The 21,862-nt window shown below is 31.6% G+C and carries 15 protein-coding genes; 6 read left to right on the forward strand and 9 right to left on the reverse strand.

Annotated features, from left to right (window positions below):
- Nucleotide 1: 1 nt before the first annotated feature.
- Nucleotides 2-1,135 (reverse strand): glycosyltransferase family 4 protein, encoded by a 1,134-nt coding sequence (locus GQS57_RS09290; protein ID WP_165732584.1) that lies wholly within the window; start codon nucleotides 1,133-1,135, stop codon nucleotides 2-4.
- A 74-nt stretch (nucleotides 1,136-1,209) separates the two neighbouring features.
- Here GQS57_RS09290 and GQS57_RS09295 point away from each other — a divergent pair, with 74 nt between their 5' ends.
- Nucleotides 1,210-1,893 (forward strand): YjjG family noncanonical pyrimidine nucleotidase, encoded by a 684-nt coding sequence (locus GQS57_RS09295; protein WP_165732585.1) that lies wholly within the window; start codon nucleotides 1,210-1,212, stop codon nucleotides 1,891-1,893.
- A 136-nt stretch (nucleotides 1,894-2,029) separates the two neighbouring features.
- A complete protein-coding gene (locus tag GQS57_RS09300) occupies nucleotides 2,030-2,782 on the forward strand; it encodes a hypothetical protein (RefSeq protein ID WP_165732586.1) in 753 nt (250 codons plus the stop codon).
- Between the two features lie 121 nt (nucleotides 2,783-2,903).
- On the opposite strand, the gene GQS57_RS09305 is transcribed toward GQS57_RS09300, so the two are convergent.
- Nucleotides 2,904-4,175 (reverse strand): replication-associated recombination protein A, encoded by a 1,272-nt coding sequence (locus GQS57_RS09305; RefSeq protein WP_165732587.1) that lies wholly within the window; start codon nucleotides 4,173-4,175, stop codon nucleotides 2,904-2,906.
- Nucleotides 4,176-4,251: 76 nt separating this feature from the next.
- On the opposite strand from GQS57_RS09305, the gene GQS57_RS09310 reads away from it, so the two are divergent.
- On the forward strand, nucleotides 4,252-4,938 hold the full coding sequence (locus GQS57_RS09310) for a rhomboid family intramembrane serine protease (RefSeq protein ID WP_165732588.1): 687 nt from the start codon (nucleotides 4,252-4,254) through the stop codon (nucleotides 4,936-4,938).
- A gap of 95 nt (nucleotides 4,939-5,033) precedes the next feature.
- Here GQS57_RS09310 and rlmB read toward each other — a convergent pair whose 3' ends face one another.
- From rlmB to GQS57_RS09345, 7 genes are all read right to left on the reverse strand, one after another.
- Nucleotides 5,034-5,795: a 23S rRNA (guanosine(2251)-2'-O)-methyltransferase RlmB gene (gene rlmB / locus GQS57_RS09315; RefSeq protein WP_165732589.1), complete on the reverse strand. Its 762-nt coding sequence runs from the start codon at nucleotides 5,793-5,795 to the stop codon at nucleotides 5,034-5,036.
- A gap of 83 nt (nucleotides 5,796-5,878) precedes the next feature.
- Complete coding sequence (locus GQS57_RS09320; RefSeq protein WP_165732590.1) at nucleotides 5,879-6,613, reverse strand: hypothetical protein; 735 nt, start codon at nucleotides 6,611-6,613, stop codon at nucleotides 5,879-5,881.
- Between the two features lie 64 nt (nucleotides 6,614-6,677).
- Nucleotides 6,678-8,150, reverse strand: a complete 1,473-nt coding sequence (locus tag GQS57_RS09325; RefSeq protein ID WP_165732591.1) for a RagB/SusD family nutrient uptake outer membrane protein — start codon at nucleotides 8,148-8,150, stop codon at nucleotides 6,678-6,680.
- Nucleotides 8,151-8,171: 21 nt separating this feature from the next.
- Nucleotides 8,172-11,390: a SusC/RagA family TonB-linked outer membrane protein gene (locus GQS57_RS09330; RefSeq protein ID WP_165732592.1), complete on the reverse strand. Its 3,219-nt coding sequence runs from the start codon at nucleotides 11,388-11,390 to the stop codon at nucleotides 8,172-8,174.
- Between the two features lie 687 nt (nucleotides 11,391-12,077).
- The gene (locus tag GQS57_RS09335) at nucleotides 12,078-13,517 is read right to left on the reverse strand and encodes a SusD/RagB family nutrient-binding outer membrane lipoprotein (protein WP_165732593.1); all 1,440 of its coding nucleotides are present in this window, start codon (nucleotides 13,515-13,517) and stop codon (nucleotides 12,078-12,080) included.
- 12 nt (nucleotides 13,518-13,529) lie between these two features.
- On the reverse strand, nucleotides 13,530-16,772 hold the full coding sequence (locus GQS57_RS09340; RefSeq protein WP_165732594.1) for a SusC/RagA family TonB-linked outer membrane protein: 3,243 nt from the start codon (nucleotides 16,770-16,772) through the stop codon (nucleotides 13,530-13,532).
- Nucleotides 16,773-16,888: 116 nt separating this feature from the next.
- Nucleotides 16,889-18,553 carry a ShlB/FhaC/HecB family hemolysin secretion/activation protein gene (locus GQS57_RS09345; protein WP_165732595.1) on the reverse strand — a complete coding sequence of 555 codons (1,665 nt, stop codon included), beginning with the start codon at nucleotides 18,551-18,553 and terminating at the stop codon, nucleotides 16,889-16,891.
- A 176-nt stretch (nucleotides 18,554-18,729) separates the two neighbouring features.
- On the opposite strand from GQS57_RS09345, the gene rpsL reads away from it, so the two are divergent.
- The 3 genes from rpsL to fusA all read left to right on the forward strand — a co-directional run bounded on the left by rpsL (nucleotide 18,730) and on the right by fusA (nucleotide 21,845).
- Nucleotides 18,730-19,104, forward strand: coding sequence for a 30S ribosomal protein S12 (gene rpsL, locus GQS57_RS09350; protein WP_018943587.1), 375 nt, complete (start codon nucleotides 18,730-18,732; stop codon nucleotides 19,102-19,104).
- Between the two features lie 138 nt (nucleotides 19,105-19,242).
- Entirely contained in the window at nucleotides 19,243-19,722 is a 480-nt protein-coding gene (gene rpsG / locus GQS57_RS09355; RefSeq protein ID WP_087522435.1) for a 30S ribosomal protein S7, read from the forward strand.
- Between the two features lie 5 nt (nucleotides 19,723-19,727).
- On the forward strand, nucleotides 19,728-21,845 hold the full coding sequence (fusA, locus tag GQS57_RS09360; protein WP_165732596.1) for an elongation factor G: 2,118 nt from the start codon (nucleotides 19,728-19,730) through the stop codon (nucleotides 21,843-21,845).
- Nucleotides 21,846-21,862: the final 17 nt, after the last annotated feature.

Raw genomic sequence — 21,862 nt, forward strand, 5'->3', positions numbered from 1 at the left:
ATTATCTTTTTAATGATTTATAATAAAGTGATGAAAACTCATTTGAAATTATTTCTTTACTAAACTTTTGTTTAATGAATGTATTCATTTTTTGAAAATCTAAATCAGCAAAAATGGTTTTATGATTTAAAATTGATTCAAATAATAATTGTTCACTTTTTATAGGTATTACTTTACAAAAATTAGATTCTTTAAAACTGGATGAAATTCCGGTATCTGTAGAAATTACAGGAGTTCCACTTGCAATTGCTTCTGGAATTACAATTCCAAAAGTTTCATAATTACTAAAAGAAATACAAATAGTAGCATTTTGTAATTCCCTAACAATTTCTGAATGATTTATGTGTTCTAGAAATGAGATTTTAGCATTTTTTATATCTAGTTTGTTTATAAAATCGATGTATTGATTACCGTTGTTTCCAATAAAGTTCCATTCAAAATACTGTAATTTTTCACTTAAAAGTTTTGCTACACGCAACATACCTTTTATATTTTTATGGTCATCTTTTAAAGAAGATACGTGTACAAGTTTTAAAAATGAGTTTTCTTTCTTTTTAGAAGTAAATAATTGAGTATCTATAACATTAGGTACAGTTACATAGTTTCCTTCTAAACCCATTTTTTGCATACTTAAAGAAAGGTAGTTGCTAACAGGACAAATTGCAAAAGCATTTCTTATTATAATTTTTGAAATTATTTTTTCAAAAAAATTAATTTTATTGTTAGAAGCATTTAAATAATTTGTAGAATGTTCTGATATTATAAAAGGGGTTTTATACCCCCCCTTTAAGTACAAACTAAAAACACCGAAAGGAAATAACTCGTTAAGGTGAACAACATCAAAAGTACCCACCTTATCAATTAAAAGGAAAAAAGCTTTAATAAATAAATATACTTTCTTAATTGGGTTTTTAGTTTCTTTAATATATGCTATTTGTGTTTCTATACCGTTAACAACTTCACTTGCGTAACGTATGTTCTGTTTACTTTCTTTATCAGTAATAATATGAATAACGGTTACATTATGATTTAAAGAAACAGCTTCTGCATGTCTTTGAATAAAATCTCCATTGGTTGGTAAAACTTTAGAAGGGTACCAACCACATAAAAATAATACGTTTAGTTTATTGCTCAAGAAAGATAGTTTGGTAGTTACAAATATAACGTACAATTGCCTTATATATTATTAATAATTTATACTTTTAACACATGAATATACAACACGTCTTTTTTGATTTAGATCACACTTTATGGGATTTCGATAAAAATTCTGATTTAACCTTCGAAAAGGTTTTTAGTGCCAATAATTTAAAAGTTGATTTAAACGCTTTCTTAGAAGTTTATAAGCCTATAAATTTTGAGTTTTGGAAATTGTTTAGAGAAGAAAAGGTAACTAAAGAAGCTTTAAGATACGGTAGATTAAAAAATAGTTTCGATGCTTTAAATTATACTGTTTCAGATGAGGTTATAAATAAAATGTCTGTAGATTATTTAACATTTTTGCCAGATTTTAATTATCTGTTTGATGGTACTTTTGAAATTTTAGATTACTTAAAAGAGAAGTATCAATTGCACATTATTACCAATGGTTTTGAAGAAGTACAGAACAAGAAAATGGTGAGTTCTAATATTTATCATTATTTTGATAAAATTATTACCTCAGAATCTGTTGGTGTTAAAAAACCAAATCCTAAAGTATTTACGTACGCTTTAGATATCGCAAAAGCAAATAAAGACAATTCTATTATGATTGGTGATAATATTGAGGCAGATATAGAAGGAGCATTGAGCGTTGGTATGCAAGCTATTCATTGTAATTTTGACAATGTTTCACATCATAAAAGTAATTTAGTATCTGTAAGTTCTCTATTAGAAATAAAGCAATATTTATAACTGATTGAGCGTTTTATATTTAAATAAATAAAAGTTAATTTATCTAGAATTCTAGATGGTATCGCACAATTTTGCGATATTGCATTAGCAAATAATAATACTGTATAATTTGAAATTCAATAAATATTCAATTAAAATGATTAAAAAAATAGCATTTAGTTTTTTGTTTTTAATAACAATATCAGCATTTAGTCAAGAACTAGATATTAATAACTACAAATATGTAATTGTACCAGATCGATTCGAGTTTTTAAAGAGTTCAGATCAATACCAAACGAGTTCTTTAACTAAGTTTCTTTTAGAAAAAAAAGGATTTGAAGTTTTTCTAAGCAATGAAAAATTACCAGAAGATTTAAAGTTAAATAGATGTAAAGCGTTAACAGCAATAGTTGTAGATGATTCTAGTATGTTTACCATTAAAAGTGTAATTAAATTACAAGACTGTAATAATAATGTATTATACACTTCAGAAGTTGGTAAGAGTAAACTTAAGGAATATAAAAAAGGGTATCAAGAGGCTATAAGAAGAGCTTACGAAACAATGGAAGATTTAGAGTATAATTATAATACTTCTATAGCTGTTAAAGAAAAGGTGAAACCAGAAAAAGTAACTATAAAAGAACCTGTTGTTGCCGTTAAAACAAGTGTAAATGAAATTAACACTGAATCTAATGCTACTAATGTTTTATATGCACAGCAAAAGGATAATGGATTCCAATTAGTAAATTTAAAACCAGAAGTTGTTTTTGTAATTTTAAATACAAATAAGAAGGATGTTTATGTAATTAAAGGAAAAGACGGAACCCTTTATAAAAATGGAGAAAATTGGGTTGCAGAATACTATAAAAATGATCAGTTAGTAAAAGAGGTGTATCAAATAAAATTTTAGTAATTAATCATAAAAATAGGAGTCTAACTTTATTTTAGAATTCTATTTTAATATAAAAAAAGAGGTCATTTAGAATTCATTTCTGAGTGACCTCTTTTCGTTTGTATTTCTACTATAGTGATTAATAATCATAGTTGTTTTTCCATCTATTTTTTAAGATTTCTTTAAACTGATTTTCTCTTGCATTATTACCTGGTTCATACAATTTTGTTCCAGATATTTCATCAGGCAAAAATTCTTGTTCTACAAAGTTATTTGGATAATTGTGTGAGTATTTATAGTTTTTACCATAGTCTAAATCTTTCATTAATTTAGTTGGTGCATTTCTTAAATGAATAGGAATAGATAAGTCTCCCGTTTTCTGCACTAAATTCTGAGCATCATTAATGGCCATATATGAAGCATTACTTTTGGCGGAGTTAGCCAAATAAATAGCACATTGACTTAATATAATTCTAGATTCTGGGTACCCTACAACAGATACTGCTTGGAATGTGTTGTTGGCCAATATTAATGCTGTAGGGTTTGCGTTTCCAATATCTTCGGAAGCAGAAATAAGTAGCCTTCTGGCAATAAATTTTACATCTTCACCACCTTCAATCATTCTAGCTAACCAATAAACAGCGCCATTAGGATCACTACCTCTAATCGATTTTATAAAAGCAGATATAATGTCATAATGTTGTTCCCCTGTTTTATCATATCTAACAGTGTTTTTCTGAATTTTAGCAAGTACTAAATCATTGGTAATTTCAATTTCATCTTCTTCAGAGACTAATAATTCAAATATATTTAGAAGCTTTCTAGCGTCTCCTCCGGATACTTGTAACAATGCATCCGTTTCTTTTAAAGTAATTTTTTTGGTTGATAAAAGTGCGTCTTTCTCCATAGCTCTATGTAAAAGAGCCACGAGATCAGTTTTATCAAAAGAATTTAAAATATAGACTTGGCAACGAGAGAGTAGGGCAGGAATAACTTCGAAACTAGGGTTTTCTGTAGTTGCACCAATTAATGTTACCCATCCTTTTTCTACGGCTCCTAAAAGTGAATCTTGCTGAGATTTACTAAATCTATGAATTTCATCAATAAATAAAATAGGATTTTTAACCGTAAATAACCCACCACTTTTTTTAGCTTTTTCTATAACCTCTCGTACATCTTTTACCCCAGAACTAATAGCGCTCAATGTGTAGAAAGGACGTTTAGATTCTGTTGCAATAATATTGGCAAGCGTTGTTTTTCCAATTCCTGGAGGTCCCCATAAAATTAATGAAGGAATGATTCCTTTTTTGATTAAATTGGTTAAAACACCCGTTTTACCCACTAAATGTTGCTGACTGATATAGTCTTCTAAAGTTTTAGGTCTAATTCTTTCTGCCAAAGGTTCATTCATTCCGTAAAAATAATAAAGATTTCTGACAGAAATTGTAAAAATCGGGATTGGTTCTATTTTTGTTATTTTTATAATGATGAAAGAGGAGAATCACTTACAAATATCAAAATCTATTTTCTTAATTCCAGTTGTATACATTGTTGCAATATGGTTTATTTATTGGGTTGAAATACAATTTGATTTCAATTTTAATAAATATGGTGTTTTTCCAAGAACTTTTGTTGGTTTTAGAGGTGTTTTCTTGACTCATTTTATACATAGTAATGTAAGTCACCTTTTTAATAATTCCATTCCTTTATTTGTGCTTTTAAGCAGTCTTTTTTATTTTTATAGAGATGTTGCTTATAAAGTTTTGCTTCTTGGTGGTTTTTTTACAGGTTTAATAACTTGGTGTATTGCTAGAGAGTCTTACCACATAGGTGCAAGTGGAATTGTGTACTTGCTTTTTAGTTTTGTTTTTTTTAGTGGAATTATAAAAAGACACTTTCGCTTGGTCGCATTGTCTTTAATTATCATCTTTTTATACGGAGGTATGATATGGTATGTGTTGCCTATAAAAGATGGTATTTCTTGGGAAGGTCATTTATCTGGTTTTGTAGTAGGTCTTATTTTTGCAGTTATTTTTAGAAATAGAGGAATTGTAAGAGAAGAACATCAATTTATAGAAACAGAGTTTGATGCTTTGTTTGATGAACATGGTAATTTTGCCCCGCCAAAAGTAGAGGAGGAGTTCGATGATGAAAAACTAGAAGAGAAGTTTTAGTCCTACTTACCTTTTCTAAATAAAGTAGTAATAGAAAAAGCTGTACATAATTTCTTACATACAGCTTTGTTTAAATATATACTTTTTTAATCTCTTTAACTGCTTACTACAATTCTTTGTCTTACTGCTTCATATAATAAAACACCACATGCAACAGATACATTTAAAGAAGCTATTTCACCTAACAAAGGTAATTTGGCCTTATAATCTACCATTTTTAATATAGAAGGATTTACACCTCTATGCTCAGAACCCATAATTATAGCAATTGGTTGCTTAAAATCGATGTCATATACAGAGTCTTCTGTTTTTTCTGTAGCTGCTACCGTTTTAATGTCTGATGCTTGTAATAAAAATAAGGCATCCTTAATGTGATCTACTTTACAAATAGGAATTTTAAAAGCTGCACCGGCAGATGTTTTTATAGTTTCAGCATTAACGGGAGCACTTCCGTTTTTCTGAATGATAATTCCGTTAACTCCAGAACATTCTGCTGTTCTAATGATGGCTCCAAAATTACGTACATCAGATACTTGATCTAACAATAAAAATAAAGGTGTTTTATCACTTTCTACTGTTTTTTCTATCAATTCTTCTAAATCGTAAAATTCTACAGGAGATATTTGAGCAACAGCACCTTGATGATTACTGTTTTTAGATAATCTATCTAACTTCTCTACAGGCACCATGCTAGTAGTAAGGTTGTTTGTTTTAATTAACTTGTTTAGTTCATAAAACAATTCTCCTCTTAATCCTTTTTGTAAGTATATTTTGTTTATTGAAGAACCACTTTCTATGGCTTCAATTATTGCTCTAATACCAAAAATATTGGTTGTTGGTGTACTTTCTGTTGTCATGCAGCAAAGGTATGTTAATTATTGAAATTATTAGGCAAAAAAAAACCACCTCTTTAAGAGGTGGTTCTTGTAAATTAAATAATTTATATTGTAAATGATGCTTCTTCTCCACCTTCGTAGTCTCCAGAATCAGTAAATAAATTAATACCGTTGGCAGATACAGTATACCCTGTACCAGCATCACCATATTGATCATAGATTTGAATGGTGTAAGTACCAGAAGGTAAACATTCCTTAATGGTAATGGTACCAGTCATACCAGCATAAGCTCCATAACCAAATGGACTTGCACTTGCCATAACTTCGTTCCCTTCGGCGTCTCTAATTCTCCAAGCTCCTTCTTCAGGATATGAATCTAAAGTTATGTTAACACTTAGTTTAACACCATTATCAGGACAAATAAGAGATAAGGCTATCGTTAGGGCCTCTCCTGCACTTGTTTCTTCAGAAGCTTCTAGTCTTAGAACTAAAGACTTGTCTTCAGCAATAGTTAAACCTACATCTTTAACTCCAACTGTAATAGTACCAACGTTTGTTCCAGCAGGAATAACAACAGATGATGGAACTGTGTAAGCACCTGCATCTGCAGTAGTACTTTCTACTACATTTAAAGGAATAGTTCTATCTGAGTTTGTAATGTTTGTAGTATAAATGTTTATATCTCTAGATACTTCAGTCTCTGGTAATAGACCAATATCCATAGTCGTTGATGTAAATGATGCGTAAGAAGTATCTAAAGCATCTAGAGAGCTATCTTTACAAGAAGAGAAAGATGTAATAGCTACTGAAGCTAAAAATAAATAAATATATTTTTTCATAATTTATGTTTTTGATTTAGAATGAGTAAGCCTATCAAAAATAAACTTACTCATTGTAAAATATCTAGTTAATAAATGGATTGTTTTGAACCTCTGCTTGCGGGATTTCAAAAGTTAATCTGTCATCTGTATGAGGAATAGATAAACCAGAGTGGAATACGTGGTTTGTACCTCTTGTCATGGTTTGTTTATTTCTCTTCATAGATAAATAACTTTTTCCTTCTCCCCATAATTCTATTCTAGTTTGTAGAATTACTTCATTTAATAAAGCATTACCAGATAATCCGTTTACATATGCATAGTCTGCAGAATCTGTAAATCTGTTAGATAACAATTCATTTAATCTAGTTCTAGCAGCACCATCTTGACCTTCTTTGGCTGCCATTTCTGCAGATAATAAATACATTTCTGCAACTCTCATATAAATGTAATCATCTTCAATGTTTCTCTGACCACCAATTACTCTAGCAGCATTATAAAACTTATTACGTGGTTGTAATGAATTATCAACATCAAATTGTGTTTTTCTAATATCAGTATCTTTTATTTTAGAAAATAAAACATCATCAATACCTTTTCTATCTCCAGCCCATTGGTAACTGTAAGTAAATACATCCATTTGGCCCCACCATGAAGCTAAATCTAATCCATTTGCTAAAGTAAGGTCAAATCCCCAAATCCAAGCAGGTGTAGCTACGTTGTTAAATCCGCCTACTACTTCACTACTTGTCATTAAAGGATATCCTGCAGCAATAACTTGGTCAGCTAATCCTTTTGCTAATAAGTTAGAAGCACTGTCTCCTTTAGCTGCATAAACATACGCTAATAAAACTCTAGCAACATCTTGGTTTATTCCCGTTTTGTTAGATCTTGCAAAACCTTCTAAAAGTGAAGCAGCAGAAGTTAAGTCTTTAATCATAAAGTCATACACATCACTCATTGGAGATTGTGCAAGTACTGGGTCAAAAGGACTAGTGTATAAAGGTAAAATTGCTTCCGTAGCATTATACTCTTTTTGAAATAATTGAGATAAGTAAAAGTAACCATATGCTCTTAATGCTTTAGCTTGGCCTAGTGCATGCTTTGCTGCCTCTGATTCTGGTATATCATCATTACCACCTAATGAGTTTACTACTAAATTAGCAGATCTTATTACTCTGTAGTAATACCTCCAAGGAGTATAATTGTTATTGTCTGCATAATCTACTGTAGATATTAAGTTTACAAAATTTGCATATCTGTTATAATTATTAGCGGTAAGTGCTAAATCTCCAGAAAGAAAATCTGTAAAGATATCATATCCTTTTTGACCAAAATCTTCATGAGCAGTTGTTCCTCCCGTTTCGGTATTAATCATCATAGAGTATATACCACTAAGGGTTGCTTCTGAAATATCAGGGTTTAATTCACCTGTTAAACCAGCGTCTTCTGCACTTATAAATTCTGTTGGACTCTTTTCCAAAAAGTCATCACCACAACTTAAAAATGATGTAATTACTGCAAGAGTAAATACCGTTTTTAAAATATTATATTTCATTATTTTTTGTTTTTAAGTTAATTATAGTTGTACTCTCACACCAAGTGTAAATGTAGATAAAGGGCTGTATTGGTATCTCTCAGATTCACCTATTAAAGATGAAGATGGGTTAAATCCTTTTCTAGAACTTAATAAGAATAAGTTGTCTCCAGCTACCCAGAAACTTAAACCAGACATTCCTGTGTTTGCTAAAGATTTAGATGGTACACTATAGCCTAATCTTACGTTATTTAATGCTAAGTAATCAGATTTTGTTAAAAAACGTGTAGATTGTCTGTTTACGTTTACATTTTGATTACTGTATAATTTTGGAATATTGGTAATATCTCCAGGAGCTTGCCATGCATCTCTAATATCTACATGGTAGTTGTTAGAACCAACTTGCCCATTACCTAAAACATTTGCGTAATTACTATCATACCCATATCCACCTAAACTATAAGCAAACTGTGTACTTAAATCAAAGTTATGTAATTGAGCAGATAGTCTAAAAGCACCTCTAATCTTAGGTATTGCAGATTTCCCAATAAATTGATTTGTAGCTTCTGTATAATTATTTGTTACAGATTTTTTAATTTCTGTGTCAGGGTTTTTTATTGAATATTCGTGTAATTCAGCAATATGTTCTCCAGAATCAAAAGCACCATTTGCATTTGCATCTACATAATAAGTTTCCCAAAGAGGGTCTCCATTAGCTGCATTTACACCTACCCATACTGGCATGTAGTAATCATATCTACTGTGTCCTTCTGCTCTACCGAAGTTGCCAAGAATATCAATAATTTTATTTCTACCTTCTGGCTCATCATATGGCATTTTAGTAATTTCATTATCTAAAACTTCTCCATTTACAGATAAATCTAACTTAAAGTTTTCTTTATTAATAATATGTCCTGTTAAGTCAAACTCTAAACCTCTATTAACTAGTCCACCATCGTTTTTAGTATCAAGAGCATCACCCGTAGAAATTGCTGTACGTACACTAAAGATAAGTCCATCTGTATCTTTTACATAATAATCTACAGAACCATCGATTACATTATTAAATAACCTAAATTCTGTACCTATTTGATACATTTTACTTGTTTCCCAAGTTAAACTTGCATTTTCTCTCGCTCTTAAAATTAGTGAAATCTCTCCGTCGAAATTATCGATGTCATATCCGTTTTGTCCAGAATAGTAATCTACCCCACCTTGATCTCCTTGAATACCGTAACTAGCTTTTACTTTTAAGTTGTTTACAAAATCTACGTTGCTAAAAAAGTCTTCTTTACTAACAATCCAAGATGCACCTGCAGACCAAAAAGTACCCCATTTCTCTGTTGCAAATCGAGAACTCCCATCTCTTCTTACAGTACCAGAAAGGAAATATTTGCTTAAATAGTTATAGTTTACTTGAGCAAAATAACTATCTATAGCAGATTCTTCAGTATAACCAGAAGGGTTACTACTTAAATTAACATAATTATTTGGACTGTCTAATCCATTCATTAAGTTTACTACTTTATTTTTACTAATATAAGTACGTTCACGTTCCCATTGATTTGTTTCATGTGCTAGTAAGGCAGAAACATTGTGGTCTCCAAAACTTTTATCGTAGTTAAACATTTGTAAAAAGTTCTGTGTTATGGCTTGTCTTTGTTCCTTAAATAAACTACCTCCTTGCTCTGCAGCAGATCCATAAAAGGGGTTATTTATGCTGTTGTCTATTAAACTATAATAGTTTGCACCATACTTGGTAGTAAATGAGAAATCTTCAGTAAAATTAACTTTAAAAGAAAAGTTACCGTTTATAGAATGACGCATGTCTTCACTTATGTCATATTGTGCATCTGCAACAGCATTTGTTAATCCTCCAAAACCTCTGTTTGTACCATAATCATATTGATTACCTCCATAAAAAGGATCTTCAACTATTGCTCCTGAGGCATCACGTAAAAATAAAGGGTAAATTGATGGGATGTTGTCAGTAAACCAAAAAACAGATCCAGAATCTTCCGATTGACCATTGTCTGTTGTTTGTGCAAAAGTATAATCAATATTAGCATTTGCCTCTAACCATTTTGTTGGTTTGTGAGTTACATTTAATCTTGTTGAATATCTTTTATAATCAGAGTTTTCAACATATCCTTTATCATTTAAATAACCAAAAGAAGAAAAGTAGGTTGTAGTGTCATTACCACCACTCATACTTAAGTTAGCTTCAGTTCTTGTAGACGATTGAAACCCATAATCAGACCAGTTTTCAGGAGTATATCTTCTAGATATTCCAGGTATAACTGTACCTGTTGTAGGATCAATTATATCAGCACCATTAGTGGCGTTATACATATTATAATCTGAGTTTATACCACCTCTTTCATCATCGAATAAAACATCATTTGCGTATGCGGCTGCATCAGCAACACCTAATTTACCACCAGTGTTTCTTAAAGCTTGCCATGAAAGTCCCATGTACTCATCTGGAGAGCTTATTAAATCATAAGATGGTAAAAGTCTCATGTTTACACCTGTCTTAACTTCTACATTAATGTTAGAAGCACCATCTTTACCTTTTTTAGTTGTAATTACAATTACACCATTTGCACCCCTAGAACCATAAATAGAAGTTGCTGTTGCATCTTTTAATATAGTCGTAGATTCAATATCTGCTGGGTTAATGTTACTAATACTGTTTAGGTATGGTACACCATCAACTACATATAAAGGAGCACTGTTACCATTAATAGTACCAAAACCCCTAATTCTAATTGTTGCAGCACTACCTGGTTGTCCAGAAGTATTTACTACAGTTACACCAGCAACCTCACCAGCCAATGCTTGTGAAATATTAGAAACAGATTTAGCTTGTAAGTTTTCTGCACTAACTACAGTTGCAGTACCCGTAAAGGCTTGCTTTGTACTAGTACCGTAACCAACAACTACAACCTCGTCTAAAACATTGTTTTCGTCAACTTTCATACTCGCATTAATAGTATTAGATGCTCCTATTGTTTTTTCAACCGGCGTAAAACCTAAGTATCTAAAAACTAAAACATCTCCGCTTTTTGCTAGTATAGAATACTTTCCATCAAAATCAGTTTCTGTACCTTTATTGGTCCCTTTTACTGATATACTAACTCCAGGTAAAGGTCCCGAATTTTCTGTAACTGTACCGGAAACAGTTTTGTCTTGTGCAAATGAAATTTGCACGATTAACGCTAAGAGTAGCGTTAAAAATCCATTAAACTTTGTCTTCATTGTATAATTATTTGAATTAATTAAATCCAAAAGTCTTAAATTAATCTTAATAAAACAATTTTTTAACACAAATAGTTTTTTTGTATAGTGCAAGAATGGCATTGATTTTAGCTGATTTTTGGGTGTTTAACGTCCTTTTGTTAAAATATTATTTAATTAATAGGTTCTAATCTAGGTGTTTCTATTTTTTTTAATCAATTACACTCTTTTCATAAACGGATGTTTACTAAATATAAAATAAATTTATTTTTTTATTTAATACGATTCTGTTTTGAGAATAATTGGGTGATTTTCTGTTTCTGTAATGTGATATATATCAATTATTCTTTATCATTGAATTATCTTTAATTGGTTCTCTGGTTTTATTATCAAGTGATGTGGAATATTGTATTATTTTAAATTGTTATTTCAAAATAAAACCACCTCAATTGAGGTGTTTTATAAGATTAAAAATACTTTAACTTTATGAATTTGGGAGATGCTGTTATTAAATAATTTATATCTGTTCGTAGGTGTTTTATTTTAACTTAATTTAATATAAGAATTTTAAGTTTTTTATTATTGCTAAGAAAATGTATGTTGTTTTGAGATAAAGTGTTTTTTTATAGAGTTTATTCTGGATAATTATATTAAAACAAAAAGACTATCTTTTCAGATAGCCTTTTTGTTTTAATATGTTTTTTTTGTTTAGTTTCCTACGCCTGTAACGTCCCAAAATACGCGAGAAGATTTATCATCACCTCCCATTGCACTGCTTGCAGCAGCATAATTATCTGGGTTAAGATCTTTATCGTCGTTTCCGTACAAGTACCTTCTTGGTACAGCTTCGTTAGAAATTGAAGGACGGGTAAAAGTATTAGGATAGTCTAATAATCTCCAAGAAGTCCAAGCTTCAAATCCTCTACCGTAAAGTGCTATGTATTTTTGATTACCAATAACTTCTTTCCAACTAGAGGCAGCAGTTGTGTAAGCAACAGTAGTTTGTGCTAAATATGTATCAGCTTCTGCTTGTGTTCCTCCCCAATATATAATAGAAGCGGAAATAGCTGCATTGTAATACGTTTCAGCACTACCAGTAATTAGATTTCTTTCTACTGCTTCTGCTAATAAAAACTGAACTTCATCATAACTTAAAAGTACCCCTTCTAAGTCTGGTTCATGCCATGCGTCACCAATATGAGTAAAATCTGTGTAAGAACTTCCCACTCCGTAAGGAGCTCCTATATATGGAGTTTTGTTATCAGCTAAATAAGTTGAAGCTCTTGGATCGTTTAATGGATTTATTAGATCTACAAATGTATCAGCCACTAAATAATCATCACGACCAGATTGTACTAAGTCTACCCAAATTGAATTTGTATTTGGACTTGTTGTTTCAAAAGCAAAAGTAAAATTATCATCATTAGATGTAAATAAACCACCTGCAACTGCGGCAGAAGCTATTGTACTTGCTTGGGCATTATCGTAATCTGCAATTCTAAGTGCCATTCTTAACTTTAAAGAATTACCAAATTTTTTCCACTTTGCAGTTGATCCTCCATAAACGATATCAGAATCACCAAAAGTTTCTGTACCTGCGTTTAAGTTTGTTAAACTTGCATCTAAACGAGAAAATAAATCTGTGTAAATATCTTCATCATTATCATATACAGGTGTAATGTTGTCTACTCCCATTAAAGCTTCTGTGTAAGGGATATCTCCATATACATCTACTAAAACACTCCAAGTATAAACCTCCATAAGTCCAATAACTCCTAATTGAGCAGATTTTGTCCCTGCATCTAAGAATTCGTCAGCATTAATAATATCTCTTGCTGCTTGTAAGTCAATTAATACGTCTCTATATAAATAAGTAGAAAAGGTACCGCTTATATCTCTTCCTCTAATATCGTAGTTTACTTCGTCTGTATATTGTGTTTCTGTCCAATATTGAGCGAAAAACTTAAATATGTTATAGTTCACATTTGGACTAGACATTCTATAGAATAAATCTTTTTGTGTACTTGTTACTAAGTATGATGCCGGTACTTGGCTTGGGTTTTTATCATCGACATTCCATCCTTCAAAATCTTCACATGAAGAAAATGTGATTCCTATCAATAATACTATTAAAAATATTTTTTTCATCTTTTGTTTTTTTTAAAATTGAAGTTTAACACTAAATCCATAATCTTTTGTTGTTGGATAAACACCAGATTGATAACCTTGTACATTACCTGAGCTTAAACCTGCTTCAGGGTCTGCATATGGTAAACTTTTGTCAATAATCCATAAGTTTCTACCGATTAATGAAAAAGTAGCTCCTTTAAAAAATGAATTACCTAATTGCTCCTGTGTAAGAGAATAAGATACAGATAGTTCTCTTAATTTAACAAAACCAGCATCATATACATGAAGTGCATTTGGTGCTCTCTTGTAACCCAAGGCATTGTCAAAATTACTCATATCTGTTCTTAATGTATTAACGGTTCCGTCAGAAGTTGCATTTCCGTCTGAATCTGTACCAGTTTGTATTACTCCTGGTAAAACAATACCTCCACTATCATTACCAGATGTTAAAGCATCTCTTTTTGGGTTACCTAATTCATTAAGTCCAGCTGTTTCAGGATATAATCCAGTAGCCATACCGTACCAAGTATCTAAAGAAAATACGTTACCTCCTTTTTTAATATCAATTAAAAAACTTAAAGAGAAGTTTTTATAGGTAAATGAGTTATTTATACCACCTTTCCAATCTGGTTGAAAAGAACCAAGGTTTTCATCAGAACTTTGACTTACAGCGTAAGCACCTGATGTTGCGTCTATAATTTTATTACCGTTGTCGTCAAATACAAAATTAGTACCTCTAATCATACCGTAAGTGTCACCTACTGTTGCGTTGATAGATACTCCACCTTGTAAGCTAGCTAATTGAAGGTTTTTTAAACCTGCAGGAAGTGCTATTACTTTACTTACGTTTTTCCCCCAGTTTAAATCAACTCTCCATTCAAAGTCTTCCGTTTTTATTGGAGAACCATATAAAGATAATTCAACACCTTTATTTTCTATTTCTCCAGCATTTAACCATTGTCCGGTATATCCTATTGCAGGAGTAACAGATATTGGTGTAAGTAAATCTTTTGATGTTTTGTTATATAAAGAGAAGTCAAAACCTAATCTTCTTTTTGCAAACATCATTTCTAATCCTATTTCTGTTTCTGTAGACTCTTCGTTCTTTAGGTTAGAATTATTATTTGTTGATGGTAAAGAAGCGGATGCTTGTCCTTGTACAGGAGTGTTTAGTCCGAAGGTGTTATATAAAGACAATGGAGATGCAGCGTTACCTGTTTTTGCATATCCAACTCTTAATTTACCTAAGTTCATAAAGTTAGATTCTACTAGTTCAGAGAATAAGAAACTTCCTGAGAAACCATAATAATCGTATTGATTATCATCTGTAGGTAGAGTAGAGGCTATATCTAGCCTGTAAGATCCTTCAACGAATAGGAAATCTTGATATCCTAAAGATACATTTGCAAAATATCCATCAACTCCAGATTTATATTCGTATTGTCCTGGTGCTACTAAAGCATTAACAGAGTTTGATAAAGACCAAAGTCCATCAATATTAATTCCTCCGTTAGTTTCTGCATCAACATAAGAGTAATGATTTCTTTGAATGTTTGTTCCTAAGATAGCTTTTAAATTTAAGTCTTCTGTAAGATCTTTATCAAAATGAATTTGTAAATCATAAGTATTTTGTGTGTATGATTCAGTAAAAATACCATAAGAAGAAGGTAGGCTAGTACTACCGTTATTAATACGCTCTTCTTGATTTCCAGAATAAGTGTCTATGGAAGCTCTAGCAAATACATTTAAATAATCGTTAATTTCATAGTTTAAATTAACGTTACCAATAACTCTATCTCTTACATCTGTTTCGTAATTGTTATTACGCATCCAATAAACGTTATCGTGGTATATAGCATGTAAATCTTCATCAATATAACTTGTATTCCATGTTACGTTCTCTCCGGTTGCAAGGTAGGCTGCTTTTTGATCTTTTACATCTACATTTGTTTGCCACCATTGTCTAGCTGTTTGCATGAAATTTTGAGAATCATATCCTGTACCATAACGTCCTTTACCAGTTGTTTTATTGTAAGAAACACTAGCTGCAGCTGTAAGTTTTTCTGTTAGTTTGTATGATGCAGAAAAATCAACATTATCTCTTACTATCTCACTATTAGGCATTATTCCTTTAATACTCGCTTTTGAATAGCCTAGTTTAAAAGTACCTTTGTCGCTACCTCCATCTAAAAAGACACTGTTAAATACGGTTGTTCCTGTTTCAAATACAGAAGAAGGATCATTTTTTGCAGCTTGCCAAGGAGTAGCTATTCCATAACCATCTAATGAAGGATAAAAAGAATCCCACTGACGTACTAATGTATTTGGGTCAAATTTGGCTCCGTAAGATCCGTCCCAGTCAGCTAAAGTATAGTTCTCTCCGTTTTTTGTGTAAAAATCGTCATGATAATTACCAACCCAATATCCTGCACCATATTCATCTTGATAAGTTGCAAAAGTATCTGCATTATATTTATTAAATGTTATTGATGAGTTCACTGTAACTCCAATAGATCCGTCTGTGTCTCTACCTTTCTTAGTAGTTATAACAATAACTCCATTTGCAGCTTGAGACCCGTAAAGAGCAGTTGCAGCACCACCTTTAAGGATGTTTATAGACTCAATGTTGTCTGGGTTAATATCTGCAGCAGCATTTCCATAATCATATCCAGCTCCACCTGATTGTTGACCAGAAGAGTTTGAGTTTTTGTTACTAATTGGAACACCGTCTACTACAAATAGTGCTTGGTTAGAACCGTATAAAGAAGAGTAACCACGGATTACAACGTTGGTAGACCCACCCATTGTTCCACTTCCAGAAACATCTATACCTGCAACTTTACCAGATAGAGAGTTTGCGAAGTTTACGTCTTTAATTGCGCTTACTTCATCTCCTTTAACTTCTTGAGAAGCATAACCTAGAGATTTCTTTTCTCTTTTGATACCTAGGGCAGTTACAACAATCTCATCTAAAACGCTAGCGTCTTCAATCATTGTAATGTCAATAGTTGGGGAATTTCCAACAGTTTTTTGAATAGTTTTGTAGCCAACGTAACTAAAGCTTAAGACATCGCCTTGTTTAACACTAATGGAGTATTTTCCATTAAAATCAGTTTGAGTTCCATTGTTTGTTCCTTTAATTGCTACACTTACCCCGGGTAATGTACCAGATGAGTCTGATACGGTTCCAGAAACCTTTTTTTCTTGAGCAAAAGATATTTGCATCAGAAACACTAATAGTAGTGTAAAAAATCCTTTAAACTTTGTTTTCATTATTTTTTGAATTTGAATTATTTGACTCAAATATCAATATTAATTATCAATTGTGCAATCATTTTTCATAAAAATCGTTAAAATAAAGTTAATTAATGTTAAGTTGTTGTGGATGATTAAAAGTAGTTTTTCCAGTTTATCGTTAGTTTCACGCTCTTAAGGTCTGTTTTTTGTTGGTTTGTTTTTCCTGTAGAAAGACTCATGTTTATTTGTGAGTTGTTGGTGTTAAATAAATAACCGAAGCCTAATCCGATTAGGTTTTCATTTTTAGAGTTCAAGTCTATTCGTCCTAAATCAGTTATGGTGTATAGATAAGACTTTTCTGAGGTTAGGTATCTGTATTCTAAGTTTACAAACGTATACTTATTAGTAAATATGCTTTGTTCATTAAACCCTCTTATCGAGTTGGCTCCTCCGATTCTAAAGAGTTCATTATTAATGTAAGAGTCAGAGTTTAAGTATCCTGTTTTATTTTTGATAAAAATGCTGCTTCGTAAATTTAAATCCCATAAATATGAAATTGATGCTTCTAGTTTAATTTGGTCTGTTGTTTTGTAAGTTGTTTTTCTGTTACCAAAACTTGGGTTTATGTCTAGTTTGAATTTATTGCTTAAGAAAAAATCATTTTTAGGGACGCTGTATTTTAATTGAACTCCTAAAAAATAGTTGCTGTAGGTTTCAATATTGTTGGATAAATTTTCTTTTAGATTTTCGGATTTTTCTGAATTATAGGTGAGGGCTAGTTTTATTTTAGAATTAATATGGTATCCAATCCTAGAATCAAACTTTGAGTTCAGAAAAGTAGAGTCTTGTTTGTAGATAGAAAAAGTTAATTCTGGGCTAAATCTAGAGTTGAAGATGTATGGTGTTGTTGTGTTTATTTTTAATTCTTGTTTTTCTTCACCTATACTGTTCCAGAATAAACCAAATTTTTCACCAGTATTCAAAATATTATTTAATTGTATTTCTAGATTCCCATTAAATAAAAGTTCTCCATTTTCTTTTGAAGCAAAACCTATAATTCCGTCAAAACTATTATTCTTATGTTTTTTTAAATACATATATAATAATGTAGAGTCTTTAGTAAATAAAATTTCAGGAGGTTTAATTTCCTTAACAAAGTCTAAGTTCTTTGATGCGTCGGATATTTCTAAAATTTTTTCTTGATTAAATATGTCTGTAGATTTTATGTTGTAGTAATTTTTTAGATATGATTTAGGGAAATTGTCATATCCTTTAATAATTACTTTATTTATAGTTCTTTTTTTAGAAGGATTAATTACTAAATCAGCAAAAAGAGTTTTGTTTTTAATTGTAACATTTTTTAGTTTTACTTTAGAAAAAGACTTTCCTTCCGAATCTAAATTTGTAGATATTTTTAATAGTGTAGTTTGTAATTTTTCAATTGGAATAGAAAATGTGTTTTCTGTTGTGTTAAATTTTTCAAGATAAATTTCAGATTCCTTACTTGTTCTAATAATTGCATTGTCTATTTTATTTCCTAGGTTAAAAAAAGCAACGTATTCTTTGTCCTTGTTTTTAACACTATCTATTGAATTTGTAAAATAACCTAAATTTTTTAAGTGTTCAGAAAGTCTATTAATTTCCAAGTTTAGAAAAATAGTGTCTTTGTGTTTTTTTTGATAATTAATTTTATTTAAAATGTTTGCTTCTGTTTTATTTAAGGAAGTAAGTTTTAAAGAAAATGCTTGTGCAAAGGTTCCTGTGTGAGAAAGCAGTGCAAGTAGGATATATATATAAGGTGTAGTTTTTTTATTCAAAGTGGGTGAAATATAAGAATCAAAAGTAAAAGAAAATCCCAATAACTAACAAAAAAATGAACATTAAGAAAAAATAACTTGCTGATACTTGAATAATTAGAAAATAATTGTACATTTGCGGACTCTTAAAAAAGAGTAAAGGTTTAATTATAAACGAAAAACAGTAATAATTTAGTATGCCAACTATTCAACAATTAGTTCGTAAAGGAAGAACCAAAATAACTAAGAAGAGTAAATCGGCTGCTTTGTCGTCTTGTCCTCAAAGACGTGGAGTGTGTACTCGTGTTTATACTACAACACCAAAGAAACCTAATTCAGCAATGCGTAAAGTTGCCAGAGTTAGATTGACAAATGGTAATGAGATAAACGCATACATCCCAGGTGAAGGACATAACTTACAAGAGCACTCGATAGTATTAGTTAGAGGTGGAAGGGTAAAAGATTTACCAGGTGTTAAATATCACGTAGTACGTGGTGCATTAGATACAGCGGGAGTTGAGGGTAGAACCCAAAGACGTTCGAAGTATGGTGCAAAACGCCCAAAGAAGTAAGAGTTATCAGTAAAGGGTTGTAAGATTTTTAGGGTAGTAGTTGTTGTTTGAGAGTTCTCTTGAGTTTTAACTATTGTTTTTAAGGTTTTATGGCGAAGAGCTAATAACAAATTAATTAACTTTTTTAATGTAAAAGACATGAGAAAAAGAGCAGCAAAAAAAAGAGTCTTATTACCGGATCCTAAATTTAACGATCAGTTAGTAACACGTTTTGTGAATAACTTAATGTGGAGCGGTAAGAAGTCTGTAGCGTTTAAAGTGTTTTATGACGCTTTAGAGCTAGTAGAAGAAAGAAAAGGAGAAGACGAAGAGAAATCGGCTTTAGAGATTTGGAAAGATGGTTTATCTAATGTTATGCCTCACGTAGAAGTAAGATCTCGTCGTGTTGGTGGTGCAACATTCCAAATACCAATGCAAATTAGACCAGACCGTAAGGTTTCTATGGCTATTAAATGGATGATTTTATATACTCGTAAGAGAAATGAGAAAACCATGGCGCAGCGTTTAGCAGCAGAGATTTTAGCAGCAGCTAAAGAAGAAGGTGCAGCAGTAAAAAAACGTACTGATACTCACAAAATGGCAGAGGCTAATAAAGCTTTCTCTCACTTCAGATTTTAATAGAAATGGCTAGAGATTTAAGATTAACAAGAAATATTGGTATTGCAGCGCACATTGATGCTGGTAAAACCACAACAACAGAACGTATCTTGTTCTATACAGGTGTTTCTCATAAGATTGGAGAAGTACATGATGGGGCAGCTACGATGGACTGGATGGAGCAAGAGCAGGAAAGAGGTATTACAATTACTTCTGCTGCAACTACTTGTGAATGGGATTTTCCAAAAGAAAATGCTCAACCTACTCCAGAAACTCAAGCATACCATTTTAATATTATTGATACTCCTGGTCACGTAGATTTTACTGTTGAAGTAAATAGATCTTTACGTGTATTAGATGGATTAGTATTCTTATTTTCAGCAGTTGATGGTGTAGAGCCACAATCTGAAACTAACTGGAGATTAGCTGATAACTATAAAGTGCCTAGAATTGGATTCGTTAATAAGATGGACCGTCAAGGATCTGACTTTTTAAAGGTTTGCCAACAGGTAAAAGATATGTTAAAGTCTAACGCAGTGCCAATTGTTTTAAATATTGGTGATGAGGATGAGTTTAAAGGTATTGTAGATTTAGTAAAAAACAGAGCTATTGTATGGCATGATGATAACTTCGGAGCTACATTCGATGTTGTTGCTATTCCAGAAGATATGAAAGATGAAGTACGTAAGTATCGTGCTTTATTAATCGAAGAAGTAGCTAGTTATGATGAGAACTTATTAGAAAAATTCATGGAAGATGAAGATTCTATAACAGAAGACGAAGTGCACAATGCATTAAGAGCTGCGGTTATGGATATGGCTATCATTCCAATGGTTTGTGGTTCTTCATTTAAAAATAAAGGTGTTCAGTTTCTTTTAGATGCTGTATGTCGTTACTTACCTTCTCCAATGGATAAGGAAGGTATTATAGGTGTAAATCCAGATACAGAAGAAAAAGAATTACGTAAGCCAAGTGTAGAGGAGCCTTTTGCTGCTTTAGCATTTAAGATTGCTACAGACCCTTTTGTTGGTCGTTTAGCTTTCTTTAGAGCATACTCTGGTCGTTTAGATGCAGGTTCTTATGTTTTAAATAACCGTTCTGGTAAAAAAGAACGTATTTCTCGTATCTATCAAATGCATGCGAATAAGCAAAATGCAATTGATTATATTGAAGCTGGAGATATTGGTGCTGCTGTAGGTTTTAAATCTATTAAAACAGGAGATACTTTAACTGCTGAAAAATTCCCTCTTGTATTAGAGTCTATGGATTTTCCAGACCCAGTAATTGGTATTGCTATTGAGCCTAAAACAAAAGCGGATGTAGATAAATTAGGTGTTGGACTTGCTAAGTTAGCAGAAGAAGACCCTACATTTACAGTACGTTCAGACGAAGCTTCAGGACAGACTATTATTTCTGGAATGGGTGAGTTGCATTTAGATGTACTTGTAGACCGTTTAAAACGTGAGTTTAAAGTAGAAGTTAATCAAGGTCAACCTCAAGTTGAATATAAAGAGGCTATTACTGCAGAAGCAGAACATAGAGAGATTTATAAGAAACAATCTGGTGGACGTGGTAAATTTGCTGATATTGTATTTACTATTGGACCTGCAGATGAAGGTGTTCAAGGTTTACAATTTGAGTCTGTAATTAAAGGTGGAAACGTACCTAGAGAATTTGTTCCTTCTGTAGAGAAAGGATTCAAAGAAGCTATGAAAAACGGACCATTAGCAGGGTACGAAATGGATTCAATGAAAGTTACTTTAAGAGATGGTTCTTTCCACGCTGTGGATTCTGATGCTTTATCTTTTGAGTTAGCTGCAAGAATGGGTTATAAAGCTTCAGCAAAATCTGCAAAAGCAAAAATAATGGAACCATTAATGAAATTAGAAGTGTTAACTCCAGAGGAGAACATGGGAGATATCGTTGGTGATTTAAATAGAAGAAGAGGTCAAGTAAATGACATGAGCGATCGTAATGGGTCTAAAGTTGTTAAAGCTTTAGTACCGTTATCAGAAATGTTTGGTTACGTTACTACTTTAAGAACAATGTCTTCTGGTAGAGCAACTTCTACTATGGAATTTTCACATTATGCAGAAACTCCTTCTAATGTATCTGAAGAAGTTATCGCTAAATCTAAAGGTTAATCTCTAAATAATATAAG

The sequence above is a fragment of the Polaribacter sp. 20A6 genome, assembly GCF_011378915.1.
GTDB classification, from domain to species: Bacteria; Bacteroidota; Bacteroidia; order Flavobacteriales; family Flavobacteriaceae; genus Polaribacter; species Polaribacter sejongensis.